Source organism: Rhizobium sp. 18055 (assembly GCF_902706285.1).
In the GTDB taxonomy this organism is placed as follows: Bacteria; Pseudomonadota; Alphaproteobacteria; order Rhizobiales; family Rhizobiaceae; genus Rhizobium.
Genome location: NZ_CACSKD010000015.1, coordinates 79,265 through 96,363 on the forward strand (window position 1 = coordinate 79,265; position 17,099 = coordinate 96,363).

The 17,099-nt window shown below is 56.7% G+C and carries 16 protein-coding genes and 2 pseudogenes; 16 read left to right on the forward strand and 2 right to left on the reverse strand.

Going from position 1 to position 17,099, the window contains the following annotated elements:
* Nucleotides 1-249 precede the first annotated feature (249 nt).
* Nucleotides 250-984 (reverse strand): autoinducer binding domain-containing protein, encoded by a 735-nt coding sequence (locus GVL52_RS22260; protein ID WP_159952682.1) that lies wholly within the window; start codon nucleotides 982-984, stop codon nucleotides 250-252.
* Between the two features lie 376 nt (nucleotides 985-1,360).
* On the opposite strand from GVL52_RS22260, the gene GVL52_RS22265 reads away from it, so the two are divergent.
* From GVL52_RS22265 to GVL52_RS22320, 12 genes and pseudogenes are all read left to right on the forward strand, one after another.
* On the forward strand, nucleotides 1,361-1,756 hold the full coding sequence (locus GVL52_RS22265) for a helix-turn-helix domain-containing protein (protein WP_160011139.1): 396 nt from the start codon (nucleotides 1,361-1,363) through the stop codon (nucleotides 1,754-1,756).
* Nucleotides 1,749-2,105 carry a hypothetical protein gene (locus tag GVL52_RS22270; RefSeq protein ID WP_159952684.1) on the forward strand — a complete coding sequence of 119 codons (357 nt, stop codon included), beginning with the start codon at nucleotides 1,749-1,751 and terminating at the stop codon, nucleotides 2,103-2,105. The genes GVL52_RS22265 and GVL52_RS22270 overlap by 8 nt, the downstream gene beginning before the upstream one ends.
* 65 nt (nucleotides 2,106-2,170) lie before the next feature.
* Entirely contained in the window at nucleotides 2,171-3,712 is a 1,542-nt protein-coding gene (locus GVL52_RS22275) for a methyl-accepting chemotaxis protein (protein WP_160011141.1), read from the forward strand.
* A gap of 249 nt (nucleotides 3,713-3,961) precedes the next feature.
* The gene (locus tag GVL52_RS22280) at nucleotides 3,962-5,056 is read left to right on the forward strand and encodes a GGDEF domain-containing protein (protein ID WP_160011143.1); all 1,095 of its coding nucleotides are present in this window, start codon (nucleotides 3,962-3,964) and stop codon (nucleotides 5,054-5,056) included.
* A gap of 102 nt (nucleotides 5,057-5,158) precedes the next feature.
* Nucleotides 5,159-6,197 (forward strand): annotated as a pseudogene (locus GVL52_RS22285) (zinc-dependent alcohol dehydrogenase).
* Nucleotides 6,198-6,284: 87 nt separating this feature from the next.
* The gene (locus GVL52_RS22290; protein WP_160011145.1) at nucleotides 6,285-6,575 is read left to right on the forward strand and encodes a hypothetical protein; all 291 of its coding nucleotides are present in this window, start codon (nucleotides 6,285-6,287) and stop codon (nucleotides 6,573-6,575) included.
* A 282-nt stretch (nucleotides 6,576-6,857) separates the two neighbouring features.
* A complete protein-coding gene (locus tag GVL52_RS22295; protein ID WP_160011147.1) occupies nucleotides 6,858-8,378 on the forward strand; it encodes a PAS domain-containing sensor histidine kinase in 1,521 nt (506 codons plus the stop codon).
* The gene (fixJ, locus tag GVL52_RS22300) at nucleotides 8,365-8,985 is read left to right on the forward strand and encodes a response regulator FixJ (protein ID WP_160011149.1); all 621 of its coding nucleotides are present in this window, start codon (nucleotides 8,365-8,367) and stop codon (nucleotides 8,983-8,985) included. Before GVL52_RS22295 ends, fixJ begins: the two co-directional genes overlap by 14 nt.
* An 88-nt stretch (nucleotides 8,986-9,073) precedes the next feature.
* Complete coding sequence (locus GVL52_RS22305) at nucleotides 9,074-9,412, forward strand: hypothetical protein (RefSeq protein ID WP_160011151.1); 339 nt, start codon at nucleotides 9,074-9,076, stop codon at nucleotides 9,410-9,412.
* A gap of 86 nt (nucleotides 9,413-9,498) precedes the next feature.
* On the forward strand, nucleotides 9,499-10,143 hold the full coding sequence (locus tag GVL52_RS22310) for a helix-turn-helix domain-containing protein (RefSeq protein WP_159952691.1): 645 nt from the start codon (nucleotides 9,499-9,501) through the stop codon (nucleotides 10,141-10,143).
* Between the two features lie 261 nt (nucleotides 10,144-10,404).
* The gene (locus GVL52_RS22315) at nucleotides 10,405-10,623 is read left to right on the forward strand and encodes a hypothetical protein (RefSeq protein WP_160011153.1); all 219 of its coding nucleotides are present in this window, start codon (nucleotides 10,405-10,407) and stop codon (nucleotides 10,621-10,623) included.
* Nucleotides 10,624-10,906: 283 nt separating this feature from the next.
* Complete coding sequence (locus tag GVL52_RS22320) at nucleotides 10,907-12,817, forward strand: methyl-accepting chemotaxis protein (protein ID WP_160011155.1); 1,911 nt, start codon at nucleotides 10,907-10,909, stop codon at nucleotides 12,815-12,817.
* 486 nt (nucleotides 12,818-13,303) lie between these two features.
* On the opposite strand, the gene GVL52_RS22325 is transcribed toward GVL52_RS22320, so the two are convergent.
* Nucleotides 13,304-13,537, reverse strand: a complete 234-nt coding sequence (locus tag GVL52_RS22325) for a helix-turn-helix domain-containing protein (RefSeq protein ID WP_244619252.1) — start codon at nucleotides 13,535-13,537, stop codon at nucleotides 13,304-13,306.
* 232 nt (nucleotides 13,538-13,769) lie between these two features.
* Here GVL52_RS22325 and GVL52_RS22330 point away from each other — a divergent pair, with 232 nt between their 5' ends.
* The 4 genes and pseudogenes from GVL52_RS22330 (at nucleotide 13,770) to GVL52_RS22345 (ending at nucleotide 17,068) form a co-directional block, all read left to right on the forward strand.
* Nucleotides 13,770-14,723: a GGDEF domain-containing protein gene (locus GVL52_RS22330; protein ID WP_159952695.1), complete on the forward strand. Its 954-nt coding sequence runs from the start codon at nucleotides 13,770-13,772 to the stop codon at nucleotides 14,721-14,723.
* 49 nt (nucleotides 14,724-14,772) lie between these two features.
* Nucleotides 14,773-15,006, forward strand: coding sequence for a hypothetical protein (locus GVL52_RS22335; RefSeq protein ID WP_159952696.1), 234 nt, complete (start codon nucleotides 14,773-14,775; stop codon nucleotides 15,004-15,006).
* 85 nt (nucleotides 15,007-15,091) lie between these two features.
* A pseudogene (locus tag GVL52_RS22340) lies at nucleotides 15,092-16,024 on the forward strand (bifunctional enoyl-CoA hydratase/phosphate acetyltransferase); the annotation flags it as partial.
* Nucleotides 16,025-16,189: 165 nt separating this feature from the next.
* Nucleotides 16,190-17,068, forward strand: coding sequence for a universal stress protein (locus tag GVL52_RS22345; RefSeq protein ID WP_160011157.1), 879 nt, complete (start codon nucleotides 16,190-16,192; stop codon nucleotides 17,066-17,068).
* Nucleotides 17,069-17,099 lie beyond the last annotated feature (31 nt).

Consider the following 17,099-nt stretch of genomic DNA (forward strand, 5'->3'; position numbering starts at 1 on the left):
CCTCTGCCGGCGTGATATGGATATACTCCCCACGACCAACAGCCTGATTGGCAAATTAATCGATGACCTTCTTGCGGTTGGTTGCGAGATCTGTGCCGTCGGCCAAGGTTACTGTATCAATGAGCCGCAGGACGAACCTGCGGCGTCAACCGTCGCGGCACTTCTCGCGGACTTCGGACCGCGAATGCATTTGCTGGCAGATTTCAACGCGGAACTACGGGCGCGTGGCCTTTGCATTGAGATCTGATTCTAGTCGATGAGGCGTCGCCGTATCGCCTCGGCAATTGCCTGCGATCGATTGGCTGCGCCGAGCTTCTTCACGGCGTTCTTGATGTAACTGTTGACCGTATCGCTCTGATAATCGGTCTGCAGAGCAATTTCCTCGCTCGTCAGCCCAAGACTTGCCTTTGCGAGACAAACGATTTCGCCTTTCGTCAGGCGCATTTGCTGCGCTGCGAAACGCTCCATCAAAGGTCGAGTGATCTCGGTATGAATCCCGGTAGATACCAAAGATAGAAACTGCACTTCTTCTTTGTCGAATGGTGTTTCTCGGGTGTAACAGACAGCGCCGTACACAAGCTCGTTGCGCATGACTGGGAAAAATGTCCGATTTCGAACCCCGAAGGATCGAGCCAGATATTCCACCCGCTGCGGCGGCGGGGTGATAGCATACACGTCGCTCTCTGCGACCACGGTCTTTGAATCCTGCGCCGCCAAGGCAAAAGGATCTATCGCAGCCAGCCGGTCGGCCGTATAAGCGTCGACATAGGCTGGCGGCATGTCGGTATCGACAGAAACGCCGCGCCCGAAACGGTAATTATCCACATCCAGTCCGCTGATATAAATATGGTCGAACGGAACAGCCAACCGAAAGCGATCGATGATCTTGCTGCGGCCAAAATGTCTGTGGCTGGGGACAGATCGCAAGTCCAGATACTCGTCCAGCGCATTCGGGCTCGTTGTCGACAGGGGTGTTATCGGCATTGTTTTCTCTGAATTGACTTAGATCAACTTTTGGGGTGAAAAAATTTCTCAATGGTTAAACTGCCGCTCTCAAATATCATTTGACGGGTTCGCAGAGCGGGATTTGCTGATCCGACCATCGTCCGATCAATCTGGATTGATCGCGTCGTTTCAACTCAATAATCCGTCAACGTTGCGGGCAGAACACTGCCATTCCGCCGCCATTAACCGTTCTTCAACGCAACTACTCTATTTCTAAGACAATGACCCGCGAATTCGACTGCCTGGTGTCGTCAAGTCCGACAAACCACCGGCCGGCTGACAGGAAGTGGCGACCACACACGGGGTTCGACCGCTGAACGCAAGGGTGCGCGCGGACCGCTCAACTGGAATGATCATGGTGGCAAAACGGCGTGGAAGGGCGAACAACAGCATAGATCCTGTCGATGTTGCCGTCGGCTCCCATGTTCGCGAGTTGCGGCAGGCGCGAGGAATATCACAGTCGGCTTTTGGTGCACATCTGGGCGTCACGTTTCAGCAGATCCAGAAATATGAGAGTGGCAGGAATCGCGTATCGGCCAGCAATCTGCACCATATGGCTTCACATATGAAGGTCATTATTAGTGCTTTTTTTGAGGGCTTGCCGAACGGGCCAGTCGAGACGGTGAAGCCGCTTTCGGGTGATGCACATGTGCTCGCGCTGCAATTCGAGAAGATCGAGGAGCCATCCGTCCGCAAGGCGGTCGCAACGCTGTTCAGCAAGCTTTCTTCGTCAGGCGGTGCCGATGCGTAGTGCCGACGAGTTCGCAAGTCGGACGGCCGCAGCCGACAACGAACGTGTTAATTTCGCTGCGATCGCAATAGTGTTCTCGTTGTTTGCGATGCTATTGGTGACAGTCATCGCTTATCCGAGAGCAGGATTTGTGGTGGTCATCTCGCCCCCCGGAAACAGCGAAGGCCAGACGCTCTCCATTATTGCCGAAGCCGGAGGCCAATTCGTCTCTTCCAGCGCAATGCCCTGGATCGCCGTTGCTTATTCAGAAAACCCGCAATTCGCCCGAAGCGCCAAAAACGCTGGCGCACTGCTCGTCATCGCAAGCCCGTTACTCGCCGGCTGCCTATCCTCTCGTCCTACCCTTTAGAAAGCAATGCCATGCGCGCATTAGAACAACTGAGAATTCAGGCATCCTATGGAATCGTCGGATTGTTGTGGGTCAATCTGCTGCTTTTGATCGGCCGGCTGACGTTCCGCGAGGACGGTTTCGATTGGCTGACGGCTTTCGCGACGTTCGCGATGGTGGCAGCGGCAACGGCCTGCTGGATAAAAGGACGCTCCAGTGCCACGACCCGTGTCGTGTCCTCGCTGGCCCAGGCCGGAACGGTGGCCATGCTGGTCTACGCTTTTGCAGGCTCGTCGCTGCAGGTTGACATTCACATGTACTTCTTCGCATCACTTGCCATCTGTGCGGCCTGGGTCGACTGGCGAGCGATCGCTGCCTTCACGGCGCTGGTGGCCGTTCACCACCTCGCGTTATACGTGGCGCTTCCCCTCGCCGTCTTTCCAGGCGAATCGCATCTCTCTCGGGTCATGCTGCACGCTGTCGTCTTGCTCGTGCAAGCTGCCGCGCTCGTCACCACGACATCTGCAATGGTCAAGGCGTTCTTGACTGCAGAGCGCTCCATCGAGGACGCCACCAGATCCGAAAAGCAGGCACTGGACATGTCCGAAAAGGCGCGTGTTGCCGACGCTCAGATCCTTGCTCAGCGAATTGAGCAAGAAAAGGTTACGGCGGAGGCGCATCGCGCCGTAACGCACGCGGTCGACAGCTTGCGGCCGGCGCTCACCAAACTGGCGGCCGGAGACCTCACTGTCCGAATTCACGAACCGCTGGTCGGCCACATGGATGATCTTCGGACCGCCCTCAACGCGTCGATCGAACAGTTGCAGCGCGTTCTTGAGCGCGCGGGTCACGCCGCCAATTCGGTTCGAAACGGATCCCGGCAAATCAGCCAGGCGAATGACGAACTATCGAAGCGAACAGAAAGACAAGCGGCAGGTGTGACAGAAACCGCGGTTGCCCTGGCACAAGTTTTGACGACGGTGCGCGAAACCACCGCGACGGCTGACATGGTGGGCGAAATGGTGGGTCAGGCTGCACGAAGCGCCGAAGAGTCAGGTGCGGTTGTGACAAGCGCTGTCGAGGCGATGGTGACGATCGAGGCCTCGTCTCGCGAAATCGGACAGATTATCGGCGTGATCGACGAAATCGCCTTCCAGACGAACCTCTTGGCGCTGAATGCAGGCGTAGAAGCGGCACGCGCCGGGGAAGCCGGAAAGGGCTTTGCCGTCGTCGCTCAGGAAGTGCGCGAATTGGCGCAGCGCTCTGCCTCGGCCGCCAAGGAAATAAAGGTGCTCGTCAGCAATTCAGCCGACCATGTCAACAATGGCGTTGCCTTGGTCGGCCGGGCCGGAGATGCGCTCAAGCGAATTTCGGGCGAGGTTTCCGGAATGTCAGTACATGTTTCGAAGATCGTGCAGAAATCGCGGGAACAGTCCGCCGGAATTCATGAGATCGAATCTGCTGTCTCGCAAATCGACAGAGACACCCAGCAGAATGCTGCGATGGTCGAAGAATCGGCGGCAGCTCTACACTCGGTAGCCGGCGAAGCCCAGACGCTGGAACATCTCATTTCCGGCTTCAAGGTATTCGGTGGCGCTGGCGATCAACAGCAATATCGAGCCGCATAGGCGACGCGGCCGGCACAAATATTGATCAAGGGCTCCCCATCGAAGTAATGGGGAGCTTTTTTGTTTCCGACACACTGGCCGTTAGTCTTTCGTTAACTTTCGTATCTTAATTTTCACTGGGCCACCGAGATGGGGGGCGGGCCACCGACGCAGTCATCGACTTTGGGATCGATCAACCCTTTTGGCGTGAGCCCTATCCACTGCGCAATTTTTTAAACAATGGGAGACGGCTGAAACCGTCAGTCTAAGATGGATGTGGCGCTCTTATCGGTCGGACTGTTCAGGAGTATCGCTTACTCCTCCCTGGTTATTCTCGCCTATTCCGTCGCGATCAGAGTGAGCCGATCCGAGTTTCGCTGCAATTTGTTGGTTGGGTGCCTGTTTGGCGTCGTGTCGGTCGCGACACTGACCGATCCGGTGCATTTCGGCGGAGGCATTTCCTATGACGGGCGCGTCGCGGTTTTGGCTCTTGCCTATACGTTCGCCGGCGCCGTCGGGTCGACAATCACCTTGCTGGTGGCGTGCGGCTGTCGTCTGCTTTCCGATGGACAGTCGGCGAACGCGGAAATCGTTGCAATTCTGGCGACCACGCTGATCGGCTATGTCATTGCCGTAATGGCGGAACGCCGCTTTTCATGGCGATTTTCGAGATCGTTTACACTTGCTCTGATCGCGCCCTGGCCGATGATGTTTTCGGTCTGGCAGGGAGGTTCCGTCTCCTTAACTGTGTTCCTCGAGATCGCCCTGCCCTTTGTTGCCATCAACGCGATTGGCATCATGCTGCTCTACGATCTGCTCTCCAATGAACGAAAGCGCTGGGCACTCTTCCAGGCCCTGGAACGAGACGCCGCGGTCGACCCTCTGACGCGGTTGGCGAACCGGCGCGCGTTTTATGCACAGGCATCTTCCGTCCTCGAAGGTGCCGTTGGTGCGCGGGCAGACTTCGCGATCTTGATGATTGACATCGACCATTTCAAACTCGTCAACGATACTCATGGACATGACACAGGCGATGACGTTCTCGTGGCGATAGCACACGCAATCTCGACCTGCGTTCGAAAGTCCGACGTCGTCGCCCGATTTGGCGGGGAGGAATTTGCCGTTCTCCTTCCAGGCGCAACGCTGGAGAGCGGTCAGGCGATCGCCGAGCAGATCCGCATATCCGTCGAGCGAACCACCGTACTCGCCGGGCCGAAGGCTGTGACCATTACGATAAGCCTGGGGATAGTTGCAGGAAATTATGCTCAATTGAGCATCAAGAGCGCGCTAAAAACTGCCGACGAAGCACTTTATGAAGCCAAGCGCAATGGCAGAAACCGCGTGGAATTCGCGGCCGCAGCCTGATCGCCCTGCGGTTGGAACATTCTCTGACGCGCTGTCATCAATTGATCGAGTTTTCGCGCGACTGCTTCATGATTGCCGAGGCACAACCAAGTGGAGATCGACATGACGCGGATGATGAAAGCTGCGGTTGTACACCAATTCGCACAGCCACTTTCTATCGAATGCGTGCCGGTCCCGATCCCGGGGCCGGGCGAGATCCTCGTCAAAGTCATGGTGTGCGGGATCTGCCATACCTATTTGCATGCAGCCGATGGAGACTGGCCCGTCAAGCCAAACCCGCCTTAAATTCCTGGACATGAAGCAGCTGGTGTCGTCGTTGAGCTTGGCCCGGGCGTCACGGAATTTGCACTTGGCGATCCGGTTGGTGTGGCGTGGCTTCATGACGCGTGCCTCAAATGTGAATATTGCGAAACCGGTTGGGAAACGCTCTGCGAAGACCAGCACAATACTGGATACAGCTGCAATGGCGGCGTTGCCGAGGATGTGGTCGCATCGGCGGCCTTCGCGGCGCGCCTTCCGCAAGGCGTCGACTTTGCCGTGATTTCCCCAATCCTGTGTGCTGGCGTCACCACCTACACGGGATTAAATGAAACCGAGGCAAAACCCGGTGAATGGGTTGCTTTCAGGCATCTGCGGTTTGGGGGAATGTCGCAATACAATATGCCAAGGCCATGGGTTATAAGGTCATAGCACTCGACGTAAGCGAAGATAAGCTCGATCTCGCACGCAATCTTGGCGCTGATTATGCCGTCGATGCCCGACAGATGTCTGCAATTGAAGACGTCCTGGCCGTGACCGGCGGCGGCGCACATGGCGTCCTCGTCACCGCCGTTTCACCACCCGCCTTTTCCCAAGCTCTGCAGATAGTGCGGCGCAAAGGCACTGTAAGCTTGGTCGGCCTTCCGCCTGGTGAATTTCCGACCCCCATATTTGATGTCGTATTGAAGCGCATCACAGTTCGAGGGTCGATCGTCGGCACGAGGCGCGATCTCGCAGAAGCGCTGGCTTTCGCGGCGGAAGGTAAGGTCACGGCCCAGATTCGTAAGGTGCCGCTCGAAGACATCAACACGGTTTTTCCAAGCTGAAGGAAGGCAAGATCGATGGCAGGATCGTGCTGGATTTCTCGAAAACAGATGCATAGAGTTCATCTGGTCCGCGGCGTTTGAGATCAGCCGTGAGGCTTTGAAGAGCACGACCGTTCCGACGACTTACAGCTGGTGGCAAGCGCATGGATCTGGGACAGCTTATTGCGCGACGGGAAGCCCTCTGCGAAGCGGAGCTGCGCGTTTATTCGCGTGCCGCAAAAGCCAAGGCCATGGGAGATACCGAACTCGTCGAGATTCTGGAAAGCTATACCGACCTGCTTGCCGTTGTTATCGACGCGCTGGACAGGAAATATCGGCTCGCGACGAAGAACAAGACTGATGCCCGCCTCGAAGGTTGGCCCGCATTGTGGCCACCTATCGTTCGGCAGGCCAAATGTCTGCAAGCTGCGCCGGCGGTTCGCGCAAAGAAATGATGGTCGGGCGTAAAGGCTTCATGCTCGGCACAGCCTGCACACCAGAGCTTGACGGTGGGTTGGCTCGACCATAGGGTGACCCTTGGCGCCCCTCCACCCCGGATTCTCCGCAGGCCCAAATCAATCACCATCCATCGAGAATGCAGGACCTTGCGATCGACTGATCGGCTGAGCCTATCCCCTTAGACCTGCATCCATTAAATTGACAAACGTTACTTCTCGCGGCCCATTGTGTATGGCACTCTAATGAACAATTTTGCGCGATAGAGTGCCGGAGAATCAATGAGTTTTATCAAGATTACCGAAGGGACAGAGGGAGTTATTGATTTTCTTCTCAAACGTTCTCACACGCGACGGACAAGCTATCTTGTGGCAGTGGTAGGGACCTGTCTGGCATTTGTGGTGAGATTGGGTTTACAGGAAACTCTGGACGACCGTGTCATTTTCACGCTTTTCCTTCCAGCCATCCTGATTTCGTCCGTCCTCGGGGGACTTGGACCCGGCTTGGCCTCTCTCGCTCTCTCACTGCTGGGAGCCATGATCCTTCTGACAACCCATCCCCAGAGATTTGTCAGCTTTGCGGAAACGGGGATCTTCTCCATGGTCGGGGTTTCATTTTTGCTAATCGGCGAACTATTGAGGATTGCCCGCTCCAGGATCTCGGAATCGGCACGAGCCCTGTCAGTGCGGGAGGCCCATCTTCGATCAATTCTCGATACCGTTCTGGATGCCACCGTCGTCAGCACGAAGGAGGGTACGATCGTGTCTTTCAACGCGGCGGCTGTGAGACAGTTCGGTTATAGCGAACCCGAGGTGATCGGACAGAATCTGCGGATCCTCATGCCCGAACCCTACCGACACGAACACGACGGTTATATCGATCGGTATCTGAAGACCGGTGAAAAGCGCATCATCGGGGTCGATCGGGTTGTCATGGGCCGACGTAAGGACGGATCAACCTTTCCCATGAAACTCGCCGTCGGTGAAATGCACACCGCCGGTCAGACATTTTTCACCGGCTTCATACGCGATCTGACAGAGCGGGAAGAATCGGCGGCGCGCCTCCAGGAAATCCAGGGAGAACTCGCCCGACTGGCGCGTCTCAACGAGATGGGAGAGATGGCGTCTACACTTGCGCATGAACTGAATCAGCCACTGTCGGCGATCGCAAACTACGTGCATGGCTGTTCGCGGCTGGCGCGTGACCTGGACGGAGAGGCCGCCCAGCGGATGCGTGAGGCTCTCGAAGAGACGTCGAAGCAATCCATGCGCGCCGGCCAGATTATCCGGCACCTGAGAGAGTTTGTCAGCAAGGGCGAAACGGAAAAGAGCCCGGAGAGCATCCGCAATCTCGTGGAGGAGGCTGGCGCTCTGGCGTTGGTGGGTTCAAGGGAGCGCGGTGTCTTCACGGTCTTCGACTTCGCCGAAGATGCCCAACTCGTATTGGTCGACCGGATCCAGATACAGCAAGTGCTTATCAATCTGATCCGCAATGCCATTGAAGCCATGCGCGACACGGATCGCAAGGAGTTGAGGGTTGGTGTCGCCGTCGCCGGAAATGAACAAGTCGAGGTGACTGTCGAAGACTCCGGAACCGGCATTCCCGATGAGATCGCCGCGCAGCTATTCACCCCATTCGTGACGACCAAACCTGGCGGCATGGGCATCGGCTTGTCGATTTCCAAGCGGATCGTCGAATCTCACGGAGGTACGATGGAAGCACTTGGCAACAGCGCCGGCGGATCGACCTTCCGCTTCACAATACCGGCTTATAGGGAGAGACAGGGACATGCCTTCGGATGATTTTACGGTCCATATCGTCGACGATGAAGAGGCGGTCCGCAAGTCGCTGGCTTTCATGCTGACCATGAGTGGCCATGCAGTTCGTGTGCATGAAAGCGCGACCGCCTTTCTCGACTTCGCACCCAATATCAAGAGCGGCGTGCTGGTCACGGATCTTCGGATGCCCGATATGAGCGGCGTTGAGCTGTTGCGCTGCCTGACGGCCCAGAAGGTGATGTTGCCATCAATCGTTATCACGGGCCATGGCGATGTGCCGATGGCGGTGGATGCGATGAAGGCCGGCGCGGTCGATTTCATCGAAAAACCTTTCGAGGAATCTGTGTTGCTGGAGGCACTCACGCGCGCTTCACTGCGCCTGAAGGACAAACTTGTGGACTTGGAGGATATTGCATCCGTTCGACAAAGATTCGAGTTTCTATCGGAACGCGAGCGACAGGTGCTCAACGCCGTGGTTGCGGGATTGCCAAATAAATCGATTGCCTATGATCTTGATATAAGCCCGCGCACCGTCGAAGTTCACCGAGCCAATGTGATGTCGAAGATGAAAGCGCAAAGCCTTCCCCAGCTCGTGAGAATGGCGATGGCGGCGGGTTTCGGCCCCAACTAGATTTGATCCTGCGCAAGGCGCGGCATCATCCATCGGTTTATTTTCGGACCTTCCAGCGACTTCAATCGCACGAATTTCGGGTTCGAACGTGGATGATCGAAACACAATTGCAGTGGTAGCGCCGGACATGGGTCTCCGTCAATCGTTGGTCTTTGCCCTCGAGACGGAGGGGTTTGTCGTCGAGTCCTTTGTGAATTTGCGCGCCGCCAAAGTATCAATGGAAACGGTCGCCTGCGCCGTCATCGACGCGCGAGTGCTGAAGGCGGAAGAGGACGTCTGGCTGTCGCTGGGTCGATTGAGACGTAAGATCGTCCTTTTGACGACAGGGATCACCTCTTATGCCGATCGGGGAGCGGCTGCAGAGCTTTCCACACCGTTCAATGGCAATGAACTCATCGAGCTGCTGGATCATCTGCCAAGCCCGTAAGGGTATTTCCGTAGAGGAACAAGCGAATTTTCCGGAGATCCAACATGCTGCAATCTCGGTTCATCAAATCACCCTGGAGGCAACCCATGCTGGCCTATTCTGACACTCGTCCCGCTCCCGCAGCCCGCGCCGCGAGCTTTGCCGACAGGATATCCGTTGCCCGTCTTTCGCCAATCTCCACATTCACCGCGGAAGCGGAAATTTACGCGCAGGGCGAGAAATCAGGTGCCTTTTATCAGATCGAATATGGTGCTGTGCGTATATTTCGGCTGCTTGCCGATGGCAGACGCCAGGTGATCGCGTTTCATCTGGCGGGCGAGACCTTCGGCTTCGAACCAGAAGACAACCACCACTTTTTCGCCGAAACCTTGGTGCCGACGGCTTTGAGAACCTTCACGCAGCCGAGACATGATGCCGTCCCGGCGAATATGATGAAGGCCGCCTTGCAGGCGATGATCAAAGCGCAGCAACACCTCTTGGTGATCGGAAGGCAAAATGCCGGCGAGCGCATCGCAGCCTTCCTGATGGATATGCTCAATCGTCAAGGTGAACACGATCAGGTCGAACTCCCAATGAGCCGTCAGGACATGGCCGATTATCTCGGTCTGACGATTGAGACCGTCTCGCGCGTATTGTCGAGATTCCGCGCCCAGGGTGTCATTCGGCTGCACAACAGCCGCAGCGTTGAACTCCTGAAGCTCGACACCCTTCGCCGGCTTGCCACTTCATAGGCGGCCAACCTTCCGATGTCGCCTAATTCATGGATCTAGTATGCGTATAACGTTCGAAGCAGAAATGCTGGCAGGCGCTTCGGTCATTCATGTCGTGGAACCTACCTTGGTTGAGGACGGCAGGCTGATCGGTCTTCACAATGGCATAAGACGCAATTTTGCGCTCTCAGACATTCACGACATCTATTGCACCGAGACAGCGCAACTGATCTCCGTCGTCCAATGCCAATTGGCGTGCGAGGGATGCGATCGCGACTGTGCATGGCTGATCCGCAACTGATGTTAGTAAACGTTTTGCCTGAAGCGGGATTCCCCCTCCCTGTTACGGCAAAAGAAAAGGGCGCGTCGGCGGGGCGCCCTTTTCTCATTCCTATCACCGAAGCCGACAAGCGATGGGATGACCATCGATCGCTGATCGAGTCGGTCACGGTTCTGCGCCTCGCGCAGCGAAGCATACCGCGCATCGGCGAGACTTCCTAATGCTGGCCCCGTTTTGCTGTCATGGATACGATCCAAGAATCCAGTCCACGGCTTGACGCAAGATGGAGACCGATTGCCGTCTCAAAGGGTATTTGTTTCCGGGACATCTCCAGCCCGGGCGTGCCGTAAAAAACACCACGGCTGCAGCGGATAAATCGACCGGCCTCTTCTGCTTCTAACCCTAAATTAAGGATAGATGCATTACAAATTGACTAACAGCGACCATGAAGGGTGGCACTCAAGGGAATATGACATTCCGCTACCGACTGAGTGGAGTTCGAATATGAAACGGCCTAGCATCAAGGCGGCTCTTGTCGCCGTGCTTTCCTGCATTCTGGTGCTGATCGCAGCACTCTCGTTCGCGTCGTTGAAAGGTATTCACGAGCTCAACGACAATACACGGGAAATCAGCGGCTACTGGGTCGACAGGCTTGTCGTCGCGCGCACGATCAAGGGCGATTTCAACCTTCTGCGTCTGGGGCTGGCCAAGGAATTGCTTGCCGACACGCCGGCTGAAGTGACGACGGAAAAGGCCGGCGTCCAGAAGGTCACCGACGACTTAAGGCAGGCGATTAAATCCTACGAAGACGGGGTTCGCACCGAAAAAGGCGCACAGCTGATCAAGCAGTTCACGACCACACTGTCTGCCTATGACAAGCTGGGTGAAGAACTCGAACTGCTGAAACAGGCCGGCAAACAGGAGGAGGCCGAAACGCTTCTGAAGACCAAGATGAACGATGCCGCGATCAAGGCCAATACGGATGTGGACGCGCTTGTGAGTTTTATCATCGAGCGCGTCCGCGAATTCGCAGCGTCGAGTGAAAGCACCTACAGCACGGTGTTGACATGGACGTTGATTATGGCAGGCCTGACTACCCTATTCGCCATTGCCGCCATAGTTTACGCAGTTGTTGGCATTGCCAATCCGATCATGCACATCACAGCCTCGATGCGCAACTTGGCGCAAGGCGATCTGGCTACGAAAATCCCGTTTGACGGCCGCTCCGACGAAATCGGAGAAATGGCGGCCGCGGTCGCGACTTTCCGACAGGCCGGCATCACCAACAAGGAACTCGAGCGCCAAGCGGAAGAAAACCGGGCGCGCGACGACATGCAAAGCGCGGAGAACCGCCGACGTGTGGCCGAGGAGGCGGAAAAACTTCGCTTTGCGACGGAAACTTTGGGGAACGGCCTGAAACTGCTCGCACAGGGCGACATTTCCTTCCAGCTCACCAATGTGTTCGCACCGGAATACGATATGCTGCGGCAGGACTTCAACGCTTCGGTCAAGCAATTGGGCACGATCATCTCGGGCGTGCTCGATACGGTCCATTCCATCGACACGGGCACGCGGGAAATCGCCTCCGGCGCCAGCGACCTTTCGAAGCGAACGGAGCAACAGGCCGCAGCATTGGAAGAGACTGCGGCAGCACTGGACCAGATAACTGTCAATGTCTCGACATCGTCCAAGCGCACAGACGAGGCCCGTTCGGTGGCGATCCTCGCCAATGAAGATGCCGAGAAATCTGCGCAGGTGGTGGCTCGGGCTGTCGAGGCAATGCGGCGCATCGAGCAGAGCTCACAACAAATTTCCAACATCATCGGCGTTATCGACGAAATCGCCTTTCAAACCAACCTTCTGGCGCTCAACGCCGGCGTCGAGGCCGCACGCGCAGGCGAGGCCGGCAAGGGTTTCGCCGTCGTTGCGCAGGAGGTGCGCGAACTCGCCCAGCGCTCGGCGACCGCTGCCAAGGAAATCAAGGGGCTGATCCACAACTCCTCAACCGAAGTGGACAATGGCGTCAAGCTCGTCGGCGATACAGGCGTGGCGCTGCAAGCCATTGGTGCTTACGTGTCTCAGATCAATACCTTGATGGACGCGATCGCGACCTCGGCCAAGGAGCAATCGACCGGTCTCGCCGAGGTTAACACGGCGGTCAATCAGATGGACCAGACCACACAGCAGAACGCAGCGATGGTTGAACAGTCGACGGCCGCGTCCGCCTCCCTCGCTCAGGAGGCCGGTAATTTGCGTACGCTTGTGAGCCAATTCAAGCTCTCGCACAACGGAAGAAACGTTCAGACCGCCCCGCTCACGACATCGAGAATGCCGGTTTCGACGCGACCTATGCCGACGAGAAAGGCGGCGGTGGTCGGAAACCTTGCCGTCAAGGAGGATTGGCACGAATTCTGATGACGAGGCATCATGAAGAAGCGCGCCCGATCAACCCGGCTCTGCGTTGGTCGAGCTACCGTGCGATGCGCGCGACACGGCTTCGGTGTAATTTGCAGATACGCCGATCAAGCGCACTCAGGACCGGATGCAGAGGGGGTTTACATCGACTGACGATGCTCTGCGAGTCCGGTCCCGAAGCCTCACAGGCATTGGCCCGTTTTGCGAGACCGCGGTGATGATCATTCATTGGGGCTGAAAGATGGTTGCCCGGAGAATTTATGAGCATCACGGTTTCAGCGAATTCCGAAAGTCAGACATCTTTTTGGCCGCCTGAATTCATTCCGAAATTGGTGTTTCTGATTCTTTTACTTGCTCTTGGGCACACTATCGGCTTGGATAGATTATCTTGACTGTCGGGAGGCATGAGCTTCGGCTCAAGGTCAAGCCCCTCAAGGGCAGGGAGGCTGAGATCGAAGGAGGAGATCGATTTCGCGGCTCGGCAGGTCAGGTCCGCGATCTGTCGAGCAACTCCCGGATCGTTACCGTGTCATCGCTGACCAGCAAGAAGGCGGGTTGGAGATCGAGACCCTTGGCAATTCGCTCGAGGTTGTCGATCGATATGTTGCGCTCGCCGCGTTCTACCGCTCCGAAATATGACCGGTCCATATCGATCATCAGGGCGAAGTCTTGCTGACTTATACCGCGCTCACCGCGATACTTGCGGATATTGTTCGCCACCAACTGGCGCAGATGTCCTGGATGCGTCTTTTTCACCCGAACGACATCAGGCGAAAGCCGCTTTTAAGGCGACGGGTTTTAAGCACCATTTAACATTTTTATCGGATATTTCGGGCGTCGGCTTCCTATCACGACCGTTTGAAAGGTCTTCCTGTCGGGATACAGCTCGCCGTAGCAGCGGCGATCCCTATGGCATGAGGGGCCGAACATTACTGGAGGCGCGAGGAAGCATATGGCGGCAATATCTGACTTCCCCTCTGTCGATAGCCATATCGACCGGCTTGCGCGCATGTCGGGTCGCCGCGCCTTTACCATTACCATTGTTTCTTTGTTGCTTATCACCACGCTGGACTATTGGAGCGCCGATGAAACGCGTCTGCAGGTTTGTTATGCGAGCGCATACATTATCCCGATCGCCATCGCCGCCTTCACGCGCGGTCGGCAGATCGGCCTTCTGGTCGCTTTGGTCGCCGCAGCTGTGACCCTGTCGAAAGGTTTCACGCTGACCGAGAGCATCAATGCGGCAGTGTTGCTGCAAAATGCCGCCCCCCGTGTTGTCGCTTTCGCATTCGTCGCAATTGCTGCTGCCGCGTTCCGGCAATCCTACCACGCCGTGTCGACGCTTGCTTCTAGCGATCGAATGACCGGCGTTCTCAACAAGGCTGCGTTTCATCAATGTGCTTCAGCGCTGCTGGAGGCTTCTCGTCGCCAGCGAGAATACGCAATGTTGCTCTTCATCGATCTCGATGATTTCAAGTCTGTGAATGATCGCTACGGTCACGAGGCGGGTGATCGGGTGCTTCAGTCCTTCGGCTCGGTTGCTGGTTCCGCAATGCGGCGTGGCGACTGCCTGGGGCGGATCGGCGGCGACGAATTCGCAGCACTCATTCCGGCGACATCGATCTCTGCGGCGCGTCAGCTCGCAGCAGCCCTCCATGAGAGGTTTACGCAGGCTTTGCTCGCTTGCGATATGCCGGTGACATGCAGCGTCGGCGCGGTTGTCGCCACTCCGGAAAACACAAATGAACTGCCAGATTTATTGAGGCAGGCGGACGCGCTCATGTATCAATCGAAGACGGCGGGAAAAAATGCCTTCCTCTTTGAGGTCGCAGCTGACGCGGATATTGAGAGAGATTTTGCCGGAGATAGAATTCTGGCGGTAACGGCCGAAGCTGCAGCAAAGTAGGCTTCAAGAGCTGCATGCACCGCAAGGGCGGCGGACCTGGGGAGGCGTGATGGACCAATACTTCTACAATATCTCGTCGGGGTCACAGACGATGCGGGACGCAACAGGTTATTTTGCCGCCAACCGCCCGGATGCTATCGCCTACGGAAAAACTGTTGCCCGTGAAATCGCGATGGAAAGCAAGATGACAGTTTTCATCGAAATGCTGGATGCTGACGGAAGGATCGTCGCTCACATAGTGCATCGCACCAGACCACGGAGGCGGCAGACACTATCGCGTTAACTTTTGGTGCTTGCATTGTGCCTGGAAGGCAGGTCAATGATCTGGGCTCAGGACGTCTGGAGGCGCAATCACGGTGAATCCCGAACTACGAGAACACGGACGCTACCGAGACTACATCCAGCAGGCGATGTCCGAACCGGCAATGCGCACTGCTATTGTCCATCCCTGCTCTGTGGACGCCCTTCGATCATCGCTGGATGCGCGTGATCAGGGTATTCTCGACCCCTTGCTGGTTGGACCCGAACGCAAGATCCGGTCAATTGCGGAGGCCGCGGGTCTCAGCCTTGCCGGTATAGATCTCGAACCGGTGGAGCACAGTCACGCGGCTGCATGTCGCGCTGTGGAGCTTGCCTCGCAGGGAAAAGTCCAAGCCTTGATGAAGGGCAGTCTGCATACCGATGAGCTCCTCTCTGCAGTGGTCGCTTCCGGATCGGGCCTGAAGACCGAAAGGCGAATGAGCCATGCCTACATCATGGACGTCCCTGCCTATGACAAGCTTCTGGTGGTTACCGACGCGGCGATCAACATTCAGCCGGACCTGGACCAGAAACGCGATATTTGTCAAAACGCGATCGATCTCCTTCGTCACCTTGGAGTGGAAAGACCTTTGGTCGCTGTTCTGGCCGCCGTGGAAACTGTCAACAGCAGGATGGCGGCAACACTTGATGCTGCCGCATTGACGGTTATGGCGTCACGCGGCCAGATCCAGGGCGCGATCGTTGACGGCCCGCTTGCCTTCGACAACGCGATCAACATTGAGGCTGCGCAGGCAAAACTGATCACGTCGCCGGTTGCCGGCCGGGCCGACATACTGCTGGTACCGGATCTGGAGGCTGGCAACATGCTTGCCAAGCAGCTTGTCTATTTCGCGGGTGCTGATGCCGCTGGTTTGGTTCTCGGCGCACGGGTCCCAATCATTCTGACCAGCCGGGCTGATTTGCCCAAAGTCCGACTGGTATCCTGCGCGCTGGCAAAAATTCTGGCCAGAGCCTACCAGGCGCGACATATGCCAGATTGAACCGCTGCAGAGGCCATCTGCCGTGGGTTGTTCACGCGATCGTCAAAGCGGTAGGATTGACATGGTATCGCTCGACAAATGAGGTAGTCTGGACAGACCGATCGCAGTTGTCTTGAACAGACGCCGGCACCGGGAGGAAGCGCACGGCGGAAGGAGAGCAGCGTAATGACGAGCAGGGAGTTTCCACGACATATTCTCTTCGCCACTGATTTTTCCGCGCGTTGTGACAGGGCCCAGGACCGGGCAATCCAGTTGGCGCTGCAATGGCGCGCAAAACTGACGGTCCTTTTCGCGTTCGAGGCCGACGCCGTGAGCGCATCGCAGACCACCGCGCATGCTTCCCTCCCACGAACCATCTCTTATGCCGCGTGTAGGCTGGAAGAAGAGCTATCCGGAATCGACACGTTGCAGAGCAACGTCGAGATCAGGCATGGGGCCGCCTACGAGGTTATTGCTGGCTTCGTTGCGGAGATGTCTCCAGATATCGTCGTCACGGGTATTTCGAGCAATGACAAGCTTGGGCGATCGATCCTAGGTTCGACAACGACTTCGCTCTTGAGGATGGTGGTCGTGCCGGTGTTGGCCGTTAAGAAAAAACCGATCGATTCCGGGGCGCGCGTTCTGGTTGCCAGCGATCTCTCGGAAGGCTCAGCTGACGCTCTCAGAACCGCCATAGAATATTTTGATCCGGAGACAATCACACTTTTTCTCGCGCTGGACCCGCCATTTAGAACGTGGACAAACGACACGGGCGTCTACGAGCGAAGCTTCGAGGCCGAGAGCCTCAAAAGGGCACGGGATTTTCTCGACAAGGCGATTGCGAAGCATCAATCCATCGAGCCGGTTATCGTGGCAGAGGTCGGTGACCCTTCCGAACTGGTCGCCCGCTACGCAATGGACCATGACATCGACATCGTGGTGACGGGGACAGAGGGGCGCGGCGGGCTATTGAACGTTCTGGTAGAAAGCGTTGCCAGCGGAATTATGTGGGAGGCGCCGTGTGACGTGTTCGTTGTCCCGCAGAAGAGACGGACTTCGGTCTGAGTTCGGATGCGAGACGTCCCTATGCGCAGGG

Bases quoted from the DNA above. Each gene is read 5' to 3' on its own strand.
- fixJ (WP_160011149.1), top strand. From the start codon at position 8,365: ATGCCTTCGGATGATTTTACGGTCCATATCGTCGACGATGAAGAGGCG.
- GVL52_RS22260 (WP_159952682.1), bottom strand. From the start codon at position 984: ATGCCGATAACACCCCTGTCGACAACGAGCCCGAATGCGCTGGACGAG.
- GVL52_RS22320 (WP_160011155.1), top strand. From the start codon at position 10,907: ATGAAACGGCCTAGCATCAAGGCGGCTCTTGTCGCCGTGCTTTCCTGC.
- GVL52_RS22335 (WP_159952696.1), top strand. From the start codon at position 14,773: ATGGACCAATACTTCTACAATATCTCGTCGGGGTCACAGACGATGCGG.
- GVL52_RS22280 (WP_160011143.1), top strand. From the start codon at position 3,962: ATGGATGTGGCGCTCTTATCGGTCGGACTGTTCAGGAGTATCGCTTAC.
- GVL52_RS22330 (WP_159952695.1), top strand. From the start codon at position 13,770: ATGGCGGCAATATCTGACTTCCCCTCTGTCGATAGCCATATCGACCGG.
- GVL52_RS22265 (WP_160011139.1), top strand. From the start codon at position 1,361: ATGGTGGCAAAACGGCGTGGAAGGGCGAACAACAGCATAGATCCTGTC.
- GVL52_RS22270 (WP_159952684.1), top strand. From the start codon at position 1,749: ATGCGTAGTGCCGACGAGTTCGCAAGTCGGACGGCCGCAGCCGACAAC.
- GVL52_RS22310 (WP_159952691.1), top strand. From the start codon at position 9,499: ATGCTGGCCTATTCTGACACTCGTCCCGCTCCCGCAGCCCGCGCCGCG.
- GVL52_RS22315 (WP_160011153.1), top strand. From the start codon at position 10,405: ATGGCTGATCCGCAACTGATGTTAGTAAACGTTTTGCCTGAAGCGGGA.
- GVL52_RS22295 (WP_160011147.1), top strand. From the start codon at position 6,858: ATGAGTTTTATCAAGATTACCGAAGGGACAGAGGGAGTTATTGATTTT.
- GVL52_RS22345 (WP_160011157.1), top strand. From the start codon at position 16,190: ATGACGAGCAGGGAGTTTCCACGACATATTCTCTTCGCCACTGATTTT.
- GVL52_RS22290 (WP_160011145.1), top strand. From the start codon at position 6,285: ATGGATCTGGGACAGCTTATTGCGCGACGGGAAGCCCTCTGCGAAGCG.